Raw genomic sequence first — 18818 nt, forward strand, 5'->3', positions numbered from 1 at the left:
ATCAACACTCCTGCGGCTCCCCGACGTTTCCGCGTAGTCTGGGCCGCATGACAGTACCAATGATTAAGTTGAATGACGGCAATTGCATTCCCCAACTGGGCTATGGGGTCTTCCAGGTAGATCCAGACAAAACGGAAGAGCTAGTGCTGGAGGCACTGCGTGTAGGCTATCGCCACATCGACACCGCGGCCATCTACGGCAATGAGGAGGGCGTTGGCAGGGCAATTGCCAAGTCAGGCATCCCGCGCGAAGAGCTCTTCATCACCACGAAGCTGTGGAATGATCGCCAGACTGACGCTGCGGCCGCGCTCGATGAATCACTTCACAAGCTGGGCCTAGATTACGTAGACCTCTACCTCATCCACTGGCCCTGTCCCGCCAACGACCACTACCTCGAGGCGTGGAAAGAGCTCATCAAGCTGCGCGATGCGGGCAAGACTCGCAGCATTGGCGTATCCAACTTCGAAATCGAGCACCTTGAAAAGCTCGAGACCTATACCGACGTAGAGCCCGTGGTCAACCAGGTAGAGCTGCACCCCTACCTGCAGCGGTGGCGCGAGCTAGATGCGTTCCGCGCGCACAACATCCAGATTGAGGCGTGGGGGCCGCTAGGCCAAGGCAAGTCCGATATCTTCGAACAGCCAGAGATTACCGAACCCGCGCACAAGTACGGAGTTTCCCCCGCCCAGGTCATCATCCGCTGGCACCTGCAGAACAACGTCATCGTATTCCCCAAGTCCGCCACGCCTTCCCGCATTGCGGAGAACTTCGACGTCTTCGGCTTTGAACTCAGCGAGGATGAAATGGCCGCCATAACGGGCCTGGATCGCGGCGAAGAGGGTCGCGGAGGCTCGCACCCCAATGACGTAAACGTGTCCTAACTCCGGACCACGCTCGACGAAATGGCTTCACAACAAACCCCGCCGCCAAGCTTTCACAGCATTTAAGCTGTGGCTTGGCGGCGGGGTAATTAATTGCGTGGGCAGCTTGCCCGGAGCTGCTAGCGCGCGGGCGGGACCTCTGGGGCAACGCCGGTGCGCTCGAAATCAGAAAGAATGTCGATGCGGCGCTGGTGGCGCTCGGCCCGGGACCATTCTTGGTCCAAGAAAGCGTCAACGATGGCGAGAGCCTCGGCCTCGGAGTGCATGCGCCCGCCGATGCCGATGAGCTGAGCGTTGTTGTGCTCGCGTGCGAGGCGGGCAGTCTCCTCGGACCATGCCAAGGCACAGCGTGCACCCTGGACCTTGTTGGCGGCGATCTGCTCACCGTTGCCGGAGCCACCAAGGACGATGCCCAAAGAACCCGGGTCATTGACGGTGCACTGCGCCGTCTCAATGCAGAATGCCGGGTAATCATCCTCGGCATCGTATTCGTGGGCACCGCAGTCGATGACCTCGTGTCCTTGCTTCTTCAAATGCTCGGCAATGGCATTCTTTGTCTCAAAACCGGCGTGGTCTGCTCCTAGATAAACGCGCATGCCCTTGATACTACCGCCTTGCCGCTAGTTCGCAGGCGCTAGCCCACTTCTGGAGTAGGTGATGCCCCTGCGCAACCGTCCTGTGTTCTAGTGCGGGAAGCTTGCGAGAATTCGGGTGGCTTGGACATAACTGCCGACATAGCCGACTGGCGTACTGGCAGGTCAAGGGCGTGATTGAACCTGCGGCATCTCCGTGCGGGTGCGCTTGATTTCAAAGAAGTAGGGGTACTGGGCCAAGCGCACGGCGGCGTCGAAAAGCTCGCCGGCCTCCTCCCCCGTGGGAATGCGGGTAATAACGGGGCCAAAGAAAGCGGTATCGCCGAGCTTGACCACGGGGGTACCAACTTCATCGCCGACCTCGGAGATGGCGTGATTGTGAAACTCGCGCAGCTTGTCATCGACGGCCTCAGTGTTGGCCACCGCGGCGAACTCGGCGGGAAGACCGGCTTCGGCGAGAGCCTCGGAGATAACCTCGTCGTAGGCGCCGTAGCCCTTCTTGCCGCCCTTGCCGTGCCCGTGGAGGGCGTTGCCCATGGCCGTGTAATAGGCGTCGACCTTCTCAGGGGCCTCCACCGCAATCTTGGCAGCAACGCGAGCCGGGCCCCATGCGGCCTTCATCATCTCCAAGTATTCGGGGTCAAGGTCGCGGCCCTCATTAAGTACGGACAACGACATCGGTTCGAATTCGACATGGATATCGCGCACCTTCTCTACCTCCTTGATCCAGCGCGAGGTTGCCCACGCGAAAGGACAGGTGCAGTCGAACCAGAACTTGACGGCTTCAGCCATGGTTTTCTCCTTGATGTCAGGTGTTTTTGCGTGTTTTTAAAGCGAGCAAGACCAAGGGAGTGGGCATTCCCCGAGGCTTGCTCTGCCCCCCACTGTAGGTGCGCGGCTAGGGTGGATGCAGAAAAACATCCGCTAGTTAGGAGCAGAACTTCCATGACCTCGACAAACCTCACTCGTGAGGAAGCCGCCGCGCGCTTTCGGCAGATTGCCGTCCATCACTACGATGTCCATCTTGACCTCACAGTGTCGGAATCGCACTTCCTGTCCACCACCACCGTGCGCTTTAGCTGCCAAGAACCGGGGTCGACATTCATCGACCTGCGCGCGCAAGAGATCCACGAGGTGACCCTCAACGGGCAGACGCTGCCGCAGAAGGGATACGAGGAGGAATCCGGGATCGTGCTCGCTGGGCTCGAGGAAGATGACTACGAACTCAAAGTCGTGGCCACCATTCCTTTCTCGCGCACGGGCGAAGGGCTCCACCGCTTCGTGGATCCGGCCGATGAGCAGGTTTATCTCTACACCCAATTTGAGACCGCAGATGCCAAGCGGGTCTTTGCCTGCTTTGATCAGCCGGACATGAAGGCAACCTACGATCTCTCCTTCCGCACTCCCCAGGGCTGGAAAGTCATCACCAACGGGCCAGTCACGCAGCAGGACAATACCTGGTCCACCAGCATTGATTATCCACTATCCACCTACCTGGTGGCTCTGTGTGCCGGGCCCTATCACGAGATCACAGACACCTGGCACGGCGAGCTCACCGAGCACCCAGAGGGCCAGCCGGCGCGTGCCGTCGAAGTTCCGCTGGGGTTGTACTGCCGCGAATCCCTGGCGCCACACTTGGACGCACAGCGCCTGTTCCGCGAGACCAAGCAGGGCTTCGACTTCTACCACCGCAACTTTGGTGTGGCCTACCCCTTTGGGAAATACGATCAGATCTTCGTCCCCGAGTTCAACGCCGGGGCCATGGAAAATGCCGGCTGCGTGACCATCCGCGACGAGTATGTTTTTAGCTCCCCGGCCACTCACTATCGCTACGAGCGCCGCGCGGACACCATCTTGCACGAGCTGGCGCACATGTGGTTCGGCGACCTCGTCACCATGAAGTGGTGGAACGATCTCTGGCTCAACGAATCCTTTGCCACCTGGTCAGCGGCCATTTCCCAGGCGGAGGAAACCGAGTATGACACTGCGTGGGTGACCTTCGCGAACGTCGAAAAGGCCTGGGCCTACCAGCAGGACCAGCTTCCCACGACGCACCCCATCTCCACCGATGCCTCCGATATCGAGACCGTGGAGCAGAACTTCGACGGTATCACCTACGCCAAGGGCGCCTCTGTGCTCAAGCAGCTCCAGGCCTATGTGGGCAGGGAGAACTTCTTTGCTGGGGTGCGTCGCCACTTCGCAGCGCACGCCTACTCCAATGCCACCTTCGAAGATCTCCTCGGGCACCTCGAGGAGGCCTCCGGGCGCGATCTTTCTTTCTGGGCGCAACAATGGCTCAAGACCACGGGCATGAATACCCTGTCCGCCGACTTCCACGTGGAGGACGGCACCTATAGCGACTTCCGCATCCGGCAGCAGGGTGAGCCGGCGCGCACCCACCGCATCGCGGTCGGTCTCTATCGCCTGGAAGATGGCAAGGTCCGCCGTTTCAAGCGCGTCGAGCTCGACATCGATGGTGCCTCCACCGAGGTCCCGGAGCTGCGTGGCGTTCCCGCCGCCGACCTCATTTTGGTCAACGACGACGATCTCACCTACTGCTTGCAAAAGCTCGATGAGGCTTCGCTCGATTTTGCTGTGGGCAACATCGACAAGATCGCCGACCCCATGGCGCGCACGTTGTGCTGGTCGGCGGCTTGGCAGATGACGCGGGATGGGGCGATGCGCGCTCGCGACTTCGTCCAGCTCGTTGCCCGTGGAGCTGCGGCTGAGAGCGAGCTAGCCGTGTTGGAGCGCATTCTGCAGCAAGCCGCAACCGCCCAGTTCCACTATGCAGACCCGCGCTGGGCGCACCAGTCCACCGTGCTTGCCGACGCCCTTTTGGAAGGCACCACCGATCCAGATTCCGAACGCGCGCTCATTTTCGCCCAGGCTTTGACGCGGATCAAGCTGACCGAGGGCACGCGCGAGTTTCTGCGCGAGACTCTCCAGAACTCGAGCGACCAGGGCCTGCGCTGGCACGCTATTGCCGCGCTAGCCGCCGACGGCGCACTAGAGGATCCCTCCGCCACCATCGAGGCCGAACTGGGCCACGATAACTCCGCGACAGGCTATCAATCCGCAATCCGCGCTCGCGCTGCGGTCAATACTGCCGAGAACAAGCGTGCGCAGTGGAAAGAAATCGTCGAAAGCGAGCTGGGCAACCGCGAGCTGACCTCCAAGCTAGAGGGTCTGACTTATCCCGGCGCGGAGGAACTCCTGCCCTCTGCGGAGTACTTCGACGTCGCGGAGAAGATCTGGAGCTCGCGTTCCTCCGAGATTGGGCAGACCACCGTGACGGGGCTCTTCCCCTCCTGGGATGTCTCGCATGCCACCCTCGAGCGTGCGGATGCATTCCTTGGCCGTGACCTGCCGGGGGGCTTGCGCAGGATCGTCACCGAGCAGCGCGATCGCAGCGCCCGCGCTCTGCGTAACCGACAGGTCGACGCCGCTTAAGGAGCCCTCTGGCCGGCAGCTGCCGCGGCTAATCCAGCCGCGGCGCCTCCGTCGGCGCTGGATCCTCCCCCATCTCGAGCTCGATGTTTACCGCATCGGCGCGCAGGGATTCCTCGACATAGTCAACGACCGTGCCATCAGCCGCCTTGAGGATCCGCATCAGACGCAGCAGCGGGTGTCCACGGCTGACCTTCAAAAGGCGCTGCTCTTCGCTGCGGGCAGTGGTGGTGGAGATGGCCTCACGCTTGTACACAGGCGGGCATCCCGCCGCGGCCAGCAGCTGCGGAATGGGGGCAGTGAGCTCGTTTTCCCTCAAATCCGGCACGAGTGCCACCGGGAAAGTGTGATAGGAAAAGATCACCGGAAGGCCGTCAATACAGTGCACGCGTTTGAGCTCCCACACGGGCGTGCCATCCTCTATTCCCAGCGCCACCGCCACATGCCGGAGCACCTCATTTCGAGAAAGCGAAACCACCGAGTCTGCAGTTTCATGCCCCAACGCGCGTAGCTGCTCGATGAAGCCCTCTTTAGAGGTCAGGCTCAGTGCGGGAGGAATAGCGCGCACGAAGGTTCCGCCCGTGCGTCCGCGCCGCCTGTCAATAAGGCCCTCGATTTGTAGAATATCGAGGGCATGCCTCACCGTCATGCGTGCTACGTTAAACTCCTGCACTAATTCGCGCTCAGTTGGAAAGCGCTCCCCTGGTTTGAGCTCGTGTCTTTCGATACGGCCACGCAGGGAATCCGAGATCGTCAAATACGCCGGACGCCGGCGGTTAGTATTGCCCACATAAGGATTATAACGAAAGGGTATCTAATGAGAGACTTAACATATGTGACGTCTATCGCCCTTTTTATTATTACTTCTTCAGTTCCACCCGCGGGCGTACCTGAATCTCCGTCAACTGCGTTGAAGGGCCGGCGTTGACCACGGCGCGGATAGCCTTGGCCACCTCGACCGGCGCAATAACATGCTCCGGCTCATAGTCCTGCAGGCCTTTGAGCATCGGCGTATCCGTCGGCCCCGGTGCCACGGTAGAGACGCGAATCTCGGGCTCGGCCTTGCGCAGCCCATCCGCGAGTGCATAGAGCGCATGCTTGGTAGCTGCGTAAATGACATTATCTGCATAGCTATTGCGTCCCGCACCCGAGTTGATAAAGATCACCGTTCCCCCGGCCTTCCGCGTCTGCGGCAGGAGAGCCCTGGTCAACTCCGCGGCGGCATACACATTGAGGTCCATCTGATCCCGCCAAGCGCTCGGCCGAGCCGACTCCACCGAGAACTTATCCGCGCGCGCCGCCGCATGGACGAGAACATCAACTCGCGCGATCTCCGGAAGCTCTAGCCCGGAATCCAGCCCCGCGACGAGGTCGATGGCAACGGGGGTGACGTTTTCCATTCCTGCAATCTTTTCTACCTGCCTGCCGAGGGCAAAAACGTGATGGTCACGCGCGAGATCCGCGATGATCTCACGCCCCATTCCTCCGGTGGCACCGCTTACTACTGCAATCTTCTCTGGGGAATCTACTTCTGGTTTAGCCATGCCGACCATCGTAGCGATACAGCGCACACCCGGTCAGGATTCTATTTACGGAAGCGCTTGGGCAACTCCGCCTCACCCAGCGTCAGCATGAGGCGGTTAGCCCAATTGAAGAAGGAAGCGGAGTAAACCAGATCAAGAATAGATTGATCGTCGAATCCGCCCGCGCGCAGCTCCTCCACATGCTTGGCCCCAAAGGCAAAGGGCGTTGCCATGAGCGCCAGCGCTGCCCTGCGGATGAGGTCCCACTTGCTGCTGCCCAGATCCGCCTCGACGCCCTCAAAGAGCAGGCGGTCAATAGCTGCGCGGTCCCCGCCCTCCTCCACGCTGCGAGCCTGATGCACCGAAGCGCAGTATTCGCAGCCGTTGTAACGCGAGACCACCGTGGCTGCGAGCTCGCGATCGGCGCGAGCAAGGCCGCCCTCAGTGTTATAAAAGATGTCGAAGTCCGTCAGCGTCCGAGCCTTTAGCGCGGCGGGATCACGCGCGAGCAGCCGAAAATAAGCCGAATCAATGCGTTGAGGTTGGATGAGCGCCTCGCGCTGCTCTCGCGTGAGCTCCTCCTTGCTCAGCGGCGCCACCCACGGACGCCAGCCTAGAGAGTGGTTGACAAAGCCGGCTGGGCCTACGACCTCCTCATTTACCACGCTATCCGTCACCTGCCAGCCTGGATCCGTCACGCCCTCGACACGGGAAGCAGAAGGCACTGAAGGCGACTGGCCACCCAACACGCTGAGCGCGTGAATCACGCGTAGCTGGAAAGAAAGGAAAGCCACCAGCTGGGAGAGACTGACTGTGTCATCCTCCGCCCACCCGGCACTATAGAGGTGCCCGATCGCAGCAGGCGAGGCATCCTTGGGATGAAAAATAAGCAGGTGCGCCCAGTCAAAGGCTGCGGCGAGGCGCTCGCCCACATCGGCGGCGCTAAACACCAGGAAACTTCCGTGCTTATAAGGCCCGCTGGATACCCCGTGCTCTATCGCTCGGCGCACGGCATCCACGACCTGTGGCGAGGTTTCATCCGCCAGCAGATCGAGATAGAACTCCGCGGCCTGGGATGACTGGGAGACTCCGGCACTAAAGGCAGCCACCGCATAGCGCTCGCCATAGGAAAAGGGCCCGGGGTTCTCCGGCTCGAGCAGGGCCTTAAAGGAAGCCTGCGCATTGCTACGCGCATCCGCCCGGGCGGCGCGCAATGCCTCAATGTCCGGGCCGGCCTGTGCTAGTTGATTGATGATGTCTTCCATGTTTTCCTTTCAGTGCCTTATAAATGCCTTTAGAAGTTCAGTGCCTTTAAGTGCAAGGCCGAGCCTAGAGCCCCAAGTTCAGGTCACCTGCACGGTAGCGTGAGCCTGGAATAGCCTCGATGAGCTGGCGGGTAAACCCAGACTGCGGGTTGCTAAAGACCTCGGCGGTTTTACCGTATTCCACCTGTTGTCCGTGCGAGAGCACGCTGACGGTATCGGAAATCTGGTTGACCACGGCTAAATCGTGCGAGATGAATATATAGGTCAGCCCCAGCTGGCCCTGCAGATCGTTGAGCAGGCGCAAGATCTGCGATTGGACGGTGACGTCGAGGGCGGAGACAGCCTCATCGAGCACCACGAGTTCCGGCTCGACAATCATGGCGCGGGCGATGGCCACGCGCTGGCGTTGGCCGCCGGAGAGCTCGCGCGGACGTCGAGAAGCAATGGCCTTGTCTAGGGCCACGAGGTCTAGGTATTCTTCGGCCTTGCGACGAGCCTGACGCGCTGAGGCTCCGTCGAAGTTACGCAGCGGCTCAGCGATGCTATCCCCGATGCTCATGCGCGGATCCAGGGAACCGAAAGGGTTTTGGTAGACCAGCTGGATGCGCCGGCGCAAGTGCCGCAGCTCCTTGCCCCTGCGCCCAGTTATCTCTTCCCCACTCAGGGCGATAGAACCGGATGTTGGGGTATTGAATAAGGAAATGGCGCGACCAATGGTGGTTTTCCCGGAGCCGGACTCCCCCACTAAAGCGTGGGTGCTGCCGCGAGCAACGCTGAAGCTCACTCCATCGACAGCCGTGAAGTCATCGAAGCGCTGGACCATGTTCTTCACCTCGAGCAGCGTCTCGCTATGGGGCACGGGGCGCCGGTCGATGTCGGCTACGGTGAGGGAGGGGGCGTCGGCAAGCAGGCGTTTGGAATAGGCGTCTTGGGGATCGGTGAGCACGCTGGCGGCAAAGCCCGACTCGCGCACCTGGCCCTTTTCCATGACCACGATGTGATCCGCGCGGTCGCCGGCCACCGCCAGGTCATGCGTGATGAACAGGATGCTCAGGCCCAGCTCATGCCTCATCTCATCAAGGAGATCAAGAATGACCTTCTGCACGGTGACGTCGAGGGCGGAAGTCGGTTCGTCGGCGATGATGAGCGCCGGTTCCAGCGCCACTGCCGCGGCGATGAGCACGCGTTGCTTCATGCCGCCGGAGAGCTCGTGGGGATATTGCCCGTAGCGCTTGCGCGGGTTATCAATGCCCACGCGCTCCAGCAGCTCAAGCGCCTTGGCTTTGCGCTGCGCCGCGCTGCCGCGACCGTGGATGGCCATGCCGTCCTCCACCGCGGCGCCAATGGTCTTGAGCGGGTTGAGGGAGTTATTCGGGTCCTGGGGAACCAGACCGATCCGGGTGCCGCGCAGCCCGCGCCACTGCTTGTTACTAAAGTCCGTGACGTCACGGCCATCGAATACGATGCTGCCGGCTGTGATCCGGGCATTCGGCGCCAGCAACCCAATCGCGGCCATGGCGGAAGTGGACTTGCCTGAGCCTGATTCGCCCACGATCGCGGTAATCTGGCCCGGATAAGCAGCTAGGTTGACGCCTTCGACGGCGTCGACGTGCCCCTGGGCGGTTTCATAGGAAATATTGAGGTCAGTTATCTGCAAGAGCGGTTGTGTCACGGTTTATGCCTCTGCTCGGAAGTTCTGCGATAGACGGTTGGCCGAGACAACAACGGCCACGATGGCCAGCCCCGGCAAGATGATGAGCCACCACGCCGTGGCCATAAAATCGCGGCCCTCGGCGATGATAAGGCCCCACTCTGGCGTGGGGGCCGGTGCCCCGTAGCCCAAGAAGCCCAGGATGGAGAGCTGCAGGATGGCGGAGCCGAATTGCAGCGTCGCCAGAGCTATGACCGGAGTCAGCGAGTTGGGCAGGATATGCCGGAACATGACCTGCGCCGGGGTAGCACCCGAGCCATAGGCAGCCTCGATATACTCCGCGCCGGCCACCGAGATCACCCGCGAGCGAGCCAGACGGGCGAAGGTGGCGATGGAGGTCGCACCGACAGCGACCGCGGCCTGCAGCGAACCAAAGCCCAGGACAATGATGATGGACAGGCTGAGCAAGATGCCCGGAATCGAAAGCAGCACATCGACGACGCGCATGATGACCACGTCTACCCAGCCACGCAAGGAACCGGCGACAAGGCCCAGCACCGTGCCAACCACCAGACCTACGGCCACGGCGATGAGCGCCCCGAGCAAGGATTGCCTGGCGCCGTAGACCACGCGCGCATAAAGATCGCGGCCAATCGCGTCGGTGCCAAACCAGTGCTGCGAGCTGGGGCTAAGCAGCGCGACATCGGTTCCCGCATAGGGGTCAGAGTTACTAAAGAGCCCGGGAAAGAGCGCTGCGAGAAAGGCAATAGCCAAGATAATGGCAGAGATCACCGTCGTGGGGGCGAGAAGCTTCTGCTTGGTCATGCGCGAGGTCCTTCCTCGAGTTCGGCCGCTGGTGCCGTGACGCGGGCCGAGACGTGGTCTGCGGCGGCTTGTGGGCTGGTGGAGCGCGTGCGGGGAGCACGCAGGCGCACATCGAGAACGGGATAGAGAAGGTCCACGATGAGATTGATAACAACGTAGGCTGCGGCGGCGATGAGCACTATCGCCAGCAAGACCGGGGTATCACGGTTGGACACCGCCTGGGCGGTCATCTGCCCCAGTCCGGTGCGACCGAAGACGGTTTCCGTGACCACGGCGCCGCCGACGAGCTCTCCAAAGAGCAGTCCCGCCATGGTCAGCGCGGGCAAGAGCGAGTTGCGCAGAATATCGCGCCAGAATATCCACGCCTCGCTTGCTCCACGCGAGCGCACGGCCTGCACGAAAGGCATGGCCTGGGTCTCATCAATGGAGCGAATGAGCACCTGGATAAGCGGGGCCGCCATGGGCACGGCCAGCGTCAGGGTGGGAAGGATGAGCCCCTCAAAGGAAGAGGGCTCGATGATTCTTATCCAGCCCAGCTGGAAGGAGAAAAACTGGATGAGCAGGATGCCGATCCAGAATCCCGGCAGGGAGACCATGAAGGAAGGCAGCCCACGGAAGAAAGCGGAGATGAAGCCAAGCCCGGGCAGAGTGGCAAGGAAGGCCACGAGAAGCGCCACGAGGATGGCCAGCCCAATGGAGCTGGCGGCGAGGGCGAGGGTGTGGGGCGCGGCGTCGGCAATGAGCGTTCCCACCTTGGCGCCAGTCTGGGTTGAGTTGCCGAAGTCACCCACCAGTGCCCCTGCCAGGCCGGTGAAGAATTGCACCACCAGAGGCTTGTCGACGCCCATTTCCTCCCGAATGGCCGCAATCTCCGCCTCGGAGAGCCCGAGTGCCGGGTCACCGAAGCGCGACATCACCGCATCAGAGGGCAGCGCCGAGAGGAGCAGGAAGGCGACCGTGTAGGTCACCACAAGCACGACGACCGCCTGGCCGATACGCGCAGCAAGTTGCTTGGGATTCATCGTTTATTCTCCTCCTGCTGTGCGGTGGAGCTCCACCTCATAGAACCAAGGGCGTGCCACCGATTCGGGTCTAAAGCCCGTGACTTCCCTGCTGACGGCGTAGACCACCGGCTCTTCAAAAAGCGGCAGGAGATAAGCCTGCTCGGTGAGGTAATCCTGGACTGCCTCGACGGCCTTGCGGCGCTGTTCTTGCTCCGGGCTGGAAGTAACCTCGTCCAAGAGCTCCTCTAGACGCGGGTCCAAAGCGTTGCCTTCCGCATCCTGGTTGAGCAGGGCGTCACGGGAGTCTTTGGCATACATCGAGGAGATGACGTCGTAGTCGGCGCGGCCCACCATCATGTGATAGAGCTGCACCTTATCGATGGATTTCGCATCGGCATTCTGTGTGGCCTGGTCACCGGCGTTGATGTGGAAGTCAATGCCCAGGTCCCCCAGCTGGTCTTGCACCATGGTCATGACTTCCTTGGAACGCGGCTGCGGAATCGCAGTGTTGGTACGGAAAGAAAGCCGCTGGCCGTCCTTGACCCGAATTCCATCCGGGCCTGGCACCCATCCGGCCTCATCGAGCAGGCGGCGCGAGAGCTCCGGGTCATAGGTATAGGCCGCGGACTGGTCTTTATATCCCAGCGCAGTGGCTGCCAGAGACGAGGTGGCCAGCGGATAAGAATCGGAGAAGAGCACCCGTAGGATCTCCTCCCTGTCGATGCCATGGATAATGGCCTCGCGCACGCGCTTATCCTGCAAAGTGGGATAGTTGAAGCGGAAGGCAATCTGATTGTTGACTGAGTTGGTACCCCGCGAGACAATATCCACGCCCTTCTCCCGCAGCAGCGGCTCCTGCGGCGCGGAAATCTGACGTGCAATATCGGCCTGAGCCGAGATGATCGCGCCGGTGCGCACTGACTCTTCGGAGGCCAGAATGTAATGCACGCCGTCGACGGAAGCACGTCCCTGATGCTCCGTGGCGGGAGGCGCCCAGTCATAGTCCTCGCGGGTGCGCAGCATGAGATCGGTGCCGATCTTCTCCGATTCCACGACGAAAGGCCCCGAGCCTATGACCTGGGTTGCATTGCCTGGTCCGAAGCCCTCATCATCAAAATCGAGGGTGCTATCAGAAAGCAATCCAGCGTTATAGGTGGAGGTAGCTTGCAAGAAGCCCGGCGCGGGCGCCGAGAAGTAGAACTTCACCGTGTCCTCATCAACGGCTTCCCCACGCTCGTAGTTGGAGATCTGCTCCGAGGAGGACAGCCGGCGGTCCTTATCGCCGAGCCCAAAGAGATCGAAATTGCGGACAATATTCTCCGTTGTCATGGGAGTACCGTCGGAGTAGGTCACGTCGGTGCGCACGTTGAAGGTGTACTCAGTGGCATCCTGGTTAACCTGCGGCAACTCCGTGGCAATCCACGGGCTGAGCTCGAGAGTCTCCGGATCCTGAAAGAGCAGCCGGTCCGTCAACTGGTTGACCACGGCGCCATTGGGATAGAAGCCTGCTGCGGGCGGGTAGAGAGTGCGGAAGAACTGTGGTTCAAGGTAGGTGAGAACGTTGTCTTCCTCCTTCGACTCGGCGTGCGCTGCACAACCGGCCATCACAGCCGCAGCAGTGATGATGCTGGCCATTGCTTTCAAGCGTTTCACGGTCTTACTTCCCATGCTGAAGAGAGTGTTTGTCTATAGGTCTGTAGAATTTAACACAGCGTAGACTATTTAGTATTATCTCTACAGACAGCACAGTCTAAAAAGGTTTATAAACTGCGAGCGTGTCAGCCCGCGCTAAGGATGAATAAAATGACCCCAACCACCCCGTCCATCGCCCTCGTGGGGATGGGACCGCGCGGTATCTCCCTCGTCGAACGCCTCGGCGCCCACCTGCTGGACCGCCCACCTGCGCCTATTGAGCTGCACCTTATCGACGATTCCGACATCGGCGCCGGCCGCATCTGGGACACCTCGCAGACCAAGACCCTGTGCATGAACACCCTCGCCGGCGCCGTCACCCTCTTCACCGAGCCAACCTCAACCACCACAGCCCCCGTCGTGGAAGGCCCTACCCTCTACGAATGGATCCAGCTCCTGCGCGGGGAGTCCGCAGGCATCGCCCCCGCGAAGAAGCGCCTCTTCGATTCCCATCCCGCCTCCGTGGCCCCGGCCTTCGCCGCAGAACTCGCCACCACCCGCCCCGAGTCCAACCCCTCGCGTGCCCTCTACGGCGCCTACCTGCACTGGGTCTATGAGGTTGCCTTGGCCCAGCTCCCAGATTCCGTCACCGTCATCGAGCACCACTCTCGTGTCATTTCCGTCGCACAGGCCGGCGACCACGACGTACTCACCTTGTCCGACGGCTCCCACGTCAGCGCCACCGCCACTGCTTTGGCCTACGGCTGGCAAGTCCCTGCGCTCACTGACTCAGAAGCTCACCTCGCCGAGTCTGGTCTCCACTGGGTTCGCCCGGATAACCCCGTCGAACAGCCGCTATCCGAGGTCCCCGCCGGCATCCCCGTCCTCGTCCGCGGGCTCGGAATGGGCTTCTTCGACGCCATGGCGCTACTGACCATCGGCCGCGGCGGCATCTTCCACGAGGATTCAAGCACCCGCTCCGGCCTGCGCTACGAGCCCAGCGGCCGCGAGCCACACCTCGTGGTTTCCTCTGGGCGCGGCTACCCCTACCTACCCAAGTCCGAGTACCACTCACTGCCTCCAGCAGCCAATCTCCCCCGCTTCTCCGCCGCGCTGGCTTCACTCGGGCCCGAAATCGACTTCGGCACCGAGGTCCTGCCCCACCTGCTGCGTGATGCCTACGCCGCGTACTATCAGACCCAGGACCGGGTAGCACCCGCCGCGTTGAAGCTTCCCCTGCCCGAGATCCTTACCCGCCTCGACGCCGCCCCGATCACCTCGTCGGACTTTTTCGGAGCCTGCCGTGAAATCAACGCAGCACTAGCTGGTGTCTCCACCGATCCCCTCGACCTTGCCCACTGGGTACGTCCTTTCGCGGACTTTTCCGGCGGCAGCGTCGATGATTTCCTCGCCTCTGCCTTGGCACACGACATCGCCGAGGCCGTCGCAGCCGCGGATTCTCCTCTCAAGGCTGCCCTGTGGACCATCTCGGCCGCGCGCAAGCCCGCCTCCATCGCTGCCTCACCTGGGCGCCTGACCTGGGATTCCCGCAGCGATTCCTACAGCGAGTTCATGGCCTTTGGGCAGATGGTCGGCTCCGGCCCTCCACTGTTCCGCACCCGTGAACTGCTCGCGCTTGTCGAAGCCCGCCTCGTCTCCTTCCTAGGCCCCCACCCCAATCTCACCTTCGACGACACCGAGTTCACCCTCAGCACCAAGTACGCCTCCGCTTCTTCGCCCTGGCTTATCGACGCCTGGATGCACCAGCCCGACATCCGCCACTCCACCGACCCCTTGGCGCTCTCGCTGGCGGGGCGCGTGCGTGCCTTCCGCGACCACGAACGCCGCACCGGGTCGCCGGAAACCACATGGGAGAGGTTGGTGGTGCACCCTGATGGCGGCGTCGACAAGCGCCTGCATATCCTGGGTATTCCCACCTACGCGCAGTGGCCGGACACCACCATCTCCCCGATGCCAGGTACCGACCCGCTCATGTTGCAGGAGACTGACCGCACCGCGGGTTCCCTACTTCAGGCCGCGCGCGGATAGCCTCCAGCGCGCGAAAGCTCTCCCCACTCTGGCTCCCAAACCCCGAACCGGCCCCCGCCCCCAACCGCGAAGCCGGCAGCTCGGCGCTTCCTGCGCGAGGTTCCTCCCCAGAAATCCACCATCCTGGGGCCCGGCGCGCGCGGCGGGGAAAGGCCTCGCGCTAGGTTTTGCGCATGAAGCACTACTCGGGGGGACTTTCGGCGCATCAGCTGTATCGGCGCATCAAGAAGGGCGTGATGACCAGGCTCGCGCCCGGCATTCATGTGTGGGGAAAGCCTTCGCCAGTGGAGGCCGCGCACGTGCTCTCCGCGCAGGGCTTCCTGCTCACGGGGAGGACCCTCGCGCAACTGATGATGGAGGAGGAGGTCACGCCCCCATCGAGGTGAGCATTCCGCACCGGCAGCGGCGCAGCGATACACCGTGGGTGCGTTTTCACCGGACGCGCATCTTCCGGCCCGCCACCTGGGGCGAGTTCAACATTGAGCTGCCGGTCATCGCCGCAACCCGCTTGGCGACGGCCGCTGCACTAAGGTTCCTCAACCACGTCTACGCAGGCAGGAAAGGCCAGGCAGAGGCCGATAAGCACGCGAAGGGAAAGCTCAGCGCACGCGCGAAACGCCTGCTTAACCAGGCTGCAATCGAAGCGGACAGTCCGCCGGAGCGCGACCTCGTCGCGGCGTTGCGGCAGGCCGGACTACGTCTTAAGTGTAACTCCAAGATTGGGGACTATCACTGGGACATAGAGCTCTTAGACTATGGCATCGCGATCGAGGTCGACGGCTTTCGCTATCACCGCGATTCAGAGGAGACCCAGGCTAACTTCCGCAGGGACAGGTGGAAGGCCAACGATGCGACGCTGCGTGGGGTACACGGTTCTGCGCCATGCGGCGGGATGCATCTATCAGCAATTAGGCCAGGTGGTGGACCAGATCCTCGCGGCGGTGCGCCCAGACCCGAAGCCTGGCCGCTGGTCCTTCGGAGTATGGAAATGGCACCCGTACTTTCAGGGCCTTGGACCAGGCTTTCTCTAATGAAGGGCGTCGAGTGCCTGCGCGAAATCTGCCAGGAGGTCCTCGATGTCTTCGATGCCAACAGAGATACGCACCAGGTCAGCGGGAGGTACGAGCACCGATCCAGCAGCCGAAGCATGGGTCATCGACTGCGGATGCTCGATGAGAGACTCGACTCCTCCCAAAGATTCCGCAAGACACACGAGACGCGTGTTGAGGCACACTCCGCGAGCCTGCTCCTCGCTGTGGAAACGCACGGAGAGCATGCCACCAAAACCGCGCATCTGCCGAGCAGCCAATTCGTGTCCCGGGTGCGAAGAAAGGCCAGGATAAAGAACCTGGCTGACCTCTGGCCGAGATTCCAGGAATTCCGCCACGGCCTGGGCATTCGAGCAGTGCCTGTCCATGCGCACCGACAGCGTCTTGATGCCGCGAGTGGTGAGATAGGCGTCGAAAGGCGAGGACACAGCGCCTACGTTTCCCTGGAAATAGAGGAGGCGCTCGTCCATATCGGCGCAGTTGGTCACGACAGCGCCACCGAGGACGTCGGAATGCCCGCCGAGGTACTTGGTGGTTGAGTGCAGGACGTGGTCGGCGCCAAGCTCGAGAGGCTTCTGCAGGTAGGGCGTGGCAAAAGTGTTATCCACGACTACCGCAGCACTGCCTTTTACTGCGGATATCGCCGCAATATCGGTGATGTTCAGCGCGGGATTAGTCGGGGTTTCAAGCCAAATGATCCGAGTGTTTTCGCGCACCGCGTCACGGACTGCAGCCACATCTGTGGTGTCGACGATGGAGAGCTCAATGCCCCACTCGCCATAGTCGTGTTGAAGGAGGCGATAGATCCCGCCATAGGCATCGTTTCCCAAAATGACGTGGTCACCTGGGCGCACGAGGATGCGGATGAGGGCGTCAACTGCGGCCATGCCCGAGGAAAAAGCGCGCGCGAAAGATGCCTCTTCCAGCGCGGCCAGGGTCTGTTCGAGCGCGCGCACCGTGGGGTTGGCCACGCGTCCATACTCGTATCCGCCACGTAGCTGCGCCAGCCCATCCTGGGCGAATGTCGTCGACGCATAGATGGGAACGTTAATGGAGCCCATATGGGAATCTGGCTCATAACCAGCGTGAATGGCGCGGGAACTAAAACCTTGTGCGGTGCTCTCAATCATGCAATTCACACTAGACCAAGCTGTACAGTTGTGGAAGAATCACGCCTATTTAATTTCATGCTTGGCGAAGCCGCCTCGCCCCTCCACCGCCAAGTATCCTAAAGTTCACATAGGCCAAAGACCCCAACAGTAAAGGAAATCGGCGTGCAGCCAGCAAGTGTGTATGAAGCGATAGGTGGCATGGAAACCTTCGACAGGATCGTCGCGGGTTTCTATGCGCAAGTCCGGGAGGACGATCTGCTCGGGCCCATGTACCCCGCCGAGGATTGGGAGGGCGCCGAACAGCGCCTCAAGTGGTTCCTCGTGCAGTATTGGGGCGGGCCGCAGACCTTCAGTGAGCGCCGCGGACACCCGCGCCTGCGCATGCGCCACGCGGAATTTCCCATCGATCTGCGCGCGCACGACAGGTGGCTAGAGCTCATGTCGAACTCCTTAGAAGACATCGAGGAAGAGACTCTGCCACCTGCCTACCGGGCCATGTTGTGGGATCACATGCAGCGCGTGGCTGTCATGCTCATCAACCGGCCGGTATAGACCGCTTAACCGCTGATTCCTAGGGCGGCGCGGACGGGCTCGGAAAGCAGCTGGCCTTCACGGGTCATGATGCCGTTGGCCAGGCCTGGGAAGCGATCGACTGCGCCGTCAATGCCTTGTGCGGCGACGGCCCGGATATAGGGCAGCGTGGCCGAATTCAGCGCGCGAGCGGAAGTATTGGCCACCGCCCCCGGCATATTGGCCACGCAGTAGAAGTTCGTATCGAATACCTTGAATACCGGATCGTCATGCGAGGTCTTGCGCGAGTTCTCGAAGCAGCCGCCTTGGTCAATAGCGACGTCGACAAGCACGGCGCCGGCCTTCATGCGCTTGACCGTGTCCTCTCGGACCAACTTGGGGGCGGCTGCGCCTGGGATGAGGACCGCGCCGATGACGAGATCGGCTTCTAGGAGCTCTGTCTCCAGCGTGGCGGGATCGGACACGAGGGTGCGAACTGCGCCTTGGTACTGATCATCAAAGCGCTGCAGTACGTGCGGATCAAGGTCCAAGATGGAGACCTCGGCGCGCAGTCCGTGCGCCATGGCAACTGCAGAGGCGCCGACCTGGCCGCCACCAACGACGACGACGCGCGCCGGCTGTGTACCTGGCACACCCGAGAGCAAAAGGCCGCGCCCGCCCTCGGTCGAAAGCAGGTGGTGTGCACCCTCGATGACTGCCAAGCGGCCTGCCACCTGAGACATCGGGGTGAGCAAGGGAAGCGTGCCGAGCCGATCAGTCACGGTTTCGTAGGCAATGGCAGTAGTACCGGCCGCGATGAGCGCCTCAGTCAAAGCGCGGTCTGCGGCGAGGTGGAGGTAGGTAAACAAGAGTAGGTCAGGGCGCAGGAAACCATACTCCACCGGGAGTGGTTCCTTGACCTTGACTACGAGCTCAGCCTGCTGCCAGGTTTCCGCGGCCGACTCTACAATCCGGGCACCGGCGTTTTCATACTCTGTATCTGGGAATGAGGCCCCAGCACCAGCACCGGTTTGAACCAAAACCTCATGGCCATCCTTGACTAGGGTGGCTACTGCGGTAGGGGTCAACGCGACGCGGTTTTCATTGTTCATAATTTCCGCAGGGACTGCGATACGCATGGACTATTTCCTTCTCTCACGATAGGCAGAAGCACACTAAGGAGGACTCTTCCTCCTGAGAAGAAAGTGTGCCACACCCAATGCGTTCTTTCGCTGAGTTTCTGCGAGAAATTCAGGACTTAATGCCTGCGCTCT

The 18818-nt window shown here is 61.5% G+C and carries 16 protein-coding genes; 5 read left to right on the plus strand and 11 right to left on the minus strand.

All coding sequences use genetic code 11. The features are described from left to right. The first annotated feature begins 47 nt into the window (after positions 1-47). Positions 48-881: an aldo/keto reductase gene (locus F4V60_RS09475; protein WP_075730361.1), complete on the plus strand. Its 834-nt coding sequence runs from the start codon at positions 48-50 to the stop codon at positions 879-881. Positions 882-1000: 119 nt separating this feature from the next. Here F4V60_RS09475 and F4V60_RS09480 read toward each other — a convergent pair whose 3' ends face one another. Both F4V60_RS09480 and F4V60_RS09485 read right to left on the minus strand, forming a co-directional pair. Continuing rightward, a complete protein-coding gene (locus tag F4V60_RS09480; protein ID WP_075730362.1) occupies positions 1001-1477 on the minus strand; it encodes a ribose-5-phosphate isomerase in 477 nt (158 codons plus the stop codon). A 162-nt stretch (positions 1478-1639) separates the two neighbouring features. Further along, entirely contained in the window at positions 1640-2266 is a 627-nt protein-coding gene (locus F4V60_RS09485) for a mycothiol-dependent nitroreductase Rv2466c family protein (protein ID WP_075730363.1), read from the minus strand. A gap of 153 nt (positions 2267-2419) precedes the next feature. Between F4V60_RS09485 and pepN the strand changes: the two genes are divergently transcribed. After that, positions 2420-4927, plus strand: coding sequence for an aminopeptidase N (gene pepN / locus F4V60_RS09490; RefSeq protein WP_075730364.1), 2508 nt, complete (start codon positions 2420-2422; stop codon positions 4925-4927). Between the two features lie 28 nt (positions 4928-4955). On the opposite strand, the gene F4V60_RS09495 is transcribed toward pepN, so the two are convergent. The 7 genes from F4V60_RS09495 to F4V60_RS09525 all read right to left on the minus strand — a co-directional run bounded on the left by F4V60_RS09495 (position 4956) and on the right by F4V60_RS09525 (position 12860). Continuing rightward, positions 4956-5714: a GntR family transcriptional regulator gene (locus F4V60_RS09495; protein ID WP_075730365.1), complete on the minus strand. Its 759-nt coding sequence runs from the start codon at positions 5712-5714 to the stop codon at positions 4956-4958. A gap of 70 nt (positions 5715-5784) precedes the next feature. Further along, positions 5785-6468 carry an SDR family oxidoreductase gene (locus F4V60_RS09500; protein WP_075731277.1) on the minus strand — a complete coding sequence of 228 codons (684 nt, stop codon included), beginning with the start codon at positions 6466-6468 and terminating at the stop codon, positions 5785-5787. A gap of 41 nt (positions 6469-6509) precedes the next feature. Next, positions 6510-7712, minus strand: a complete 1203-nt coding sequence (locus F4V60_RS09505; protein WP_075730366.1) for an alkylhydroperoxidase domain protein — start codon at positions 7710-7712, stop codon at positions 6510-6512. A 64-nt stretch (positions 7713-7776) separates the two neighbouring features. Further along, the gene (locus F4V60_RS09510; protein WP_075730367.1) at positions 7777-9384 is read right to left on the minus strand and encodes a dipeptide ABC transporter ATP-binding protein; all 1608 of its coding nucleotides are present in this window, start codon (positions 9382-9384) and stop codon (positions 7777-7779) included. Positions 9385-9387: 3 nt separating this feature from the next. After that, positions 9388-10188 carry an ABC transporter permease gene (locus tag F4V60_RS09515; RefSeq protein WP_075730368.1) on the minus strand — a complete coding sequence of 267 codons (801 nt, stop codon included), beginning with the start codon at positions 10186-10188 and terminating at the stop codon, positions 9388-9390. Next, positions 10185-11210, minus strand: coding sequence for an ABC transporter permease (locus F4V60_RS09520; RefSeq protein WP_075730369.1), 1026 nt, complete (start codon positions 11208-11210; stop codon positions 10185-10187). The genes F4V60_RS09515 and F4V60_RS09520 overlap by 4 nt, the downstream gene beginning before the upstream one ends. A 3-nt stretch (positions 11211-11213) precedes the next feature. Further along, complete coding sequence (locus F4V60_RS09525; protein WP_075730370.1) at positions 11214-12860, minus strand: TIGR04028 family ABC transporter substrate-binding protein; 1647 nt, start codon at positions 12858-12860, stop codon at positions 11214-11216. Between the two features lie 135 nt (positions 12861-12995). Here F4V60_RS09525 and F4V60_RS09530 point away from each other — a divergent pair, with 135 nt between their 5' ends. Both F4V60_RS09530 and F4V60_RS09535 read left to right on the plus strand, forming a co-directional pair. Then, positions 12996-14873 (plus strand): FAD/NAD(P)-binding protein, encoded by a 1878-nt coding sequence (locus F4V60_RS09530; protein WP_075730371.1) that lies wholly within the window; start codon positions 12996-12998, stop codon positions 14871-14873. Positions 14874-15046: 173 nt separating this feature from the next. Beyond that, the gene (locus tag F4V60_RS09535) at positions 15047-15259 is read left to right on the plus strand and encodes a hypothetical protein (protein ID WP_075730372.1); all 213 of its coding nucleotides are present in this window, start codon (positions 15047-15049) and stop codon (positions 15257-15259) included. A 641-nt stretch (positions 15260-15900) separates the two neighbouring features. On the opposite strand, the gene F4V60_RS09540 is transcribed toward F4V60_RS09535, so the two are convergent. Next, positions 15901-17052, minus strand: coding sequence for a cystathionine gamma-synthase (locus tag F4V60_RS09540; protein WP_075730373.1), 1152 nt, complete (start codon positions 17050-17052; stop codon positions 15901-15903). Positions 17053-17196: 144 nt separating this feature from the next. On the opposite strand from F4V60_RS09540, the gene F4V60_RS09545 reads away from it, so the two are divergent. After that, positions 17197-17586: a globin gene (locus F4V60_RS09545; protein WP_075730374.1), complete on the plus strand. Its 390-nt coding sequence runs from the start codon at positions 17197-17199 to the stop codon at positions 17584-17586. 5 nt (positions 17587-17591) lie between these two features. Here the strand turns inward: F4V60_RS09545 and ald are convergent, their stop codons facing one another. Beyond that, positions 17592-18683 carry an alanine dehydrogenase gene (ald, locus tag F4V60_RS09550; protein ID WP_075730375.1) on the minus strand — a complete coding sequence of 364 codons (1092 nt, stop codon included), beginning with the start codon at positions 18681-18683 and terminating at the stop codon, positions 17592-17594. Between the last annotated feature and the right edge of the window lie 135 nt (positions 18684-18818).

Source organism: Corynebacterium flavescens, from assembly GCF_008693105.1.
Classification (GTDB): domain Bacteria; phylum Actinomycetota; class Actinomycetes; order Mycobacteriales; family Mycobacteriaceae; genus Corynebacterium; species Corynebacterium flavescens.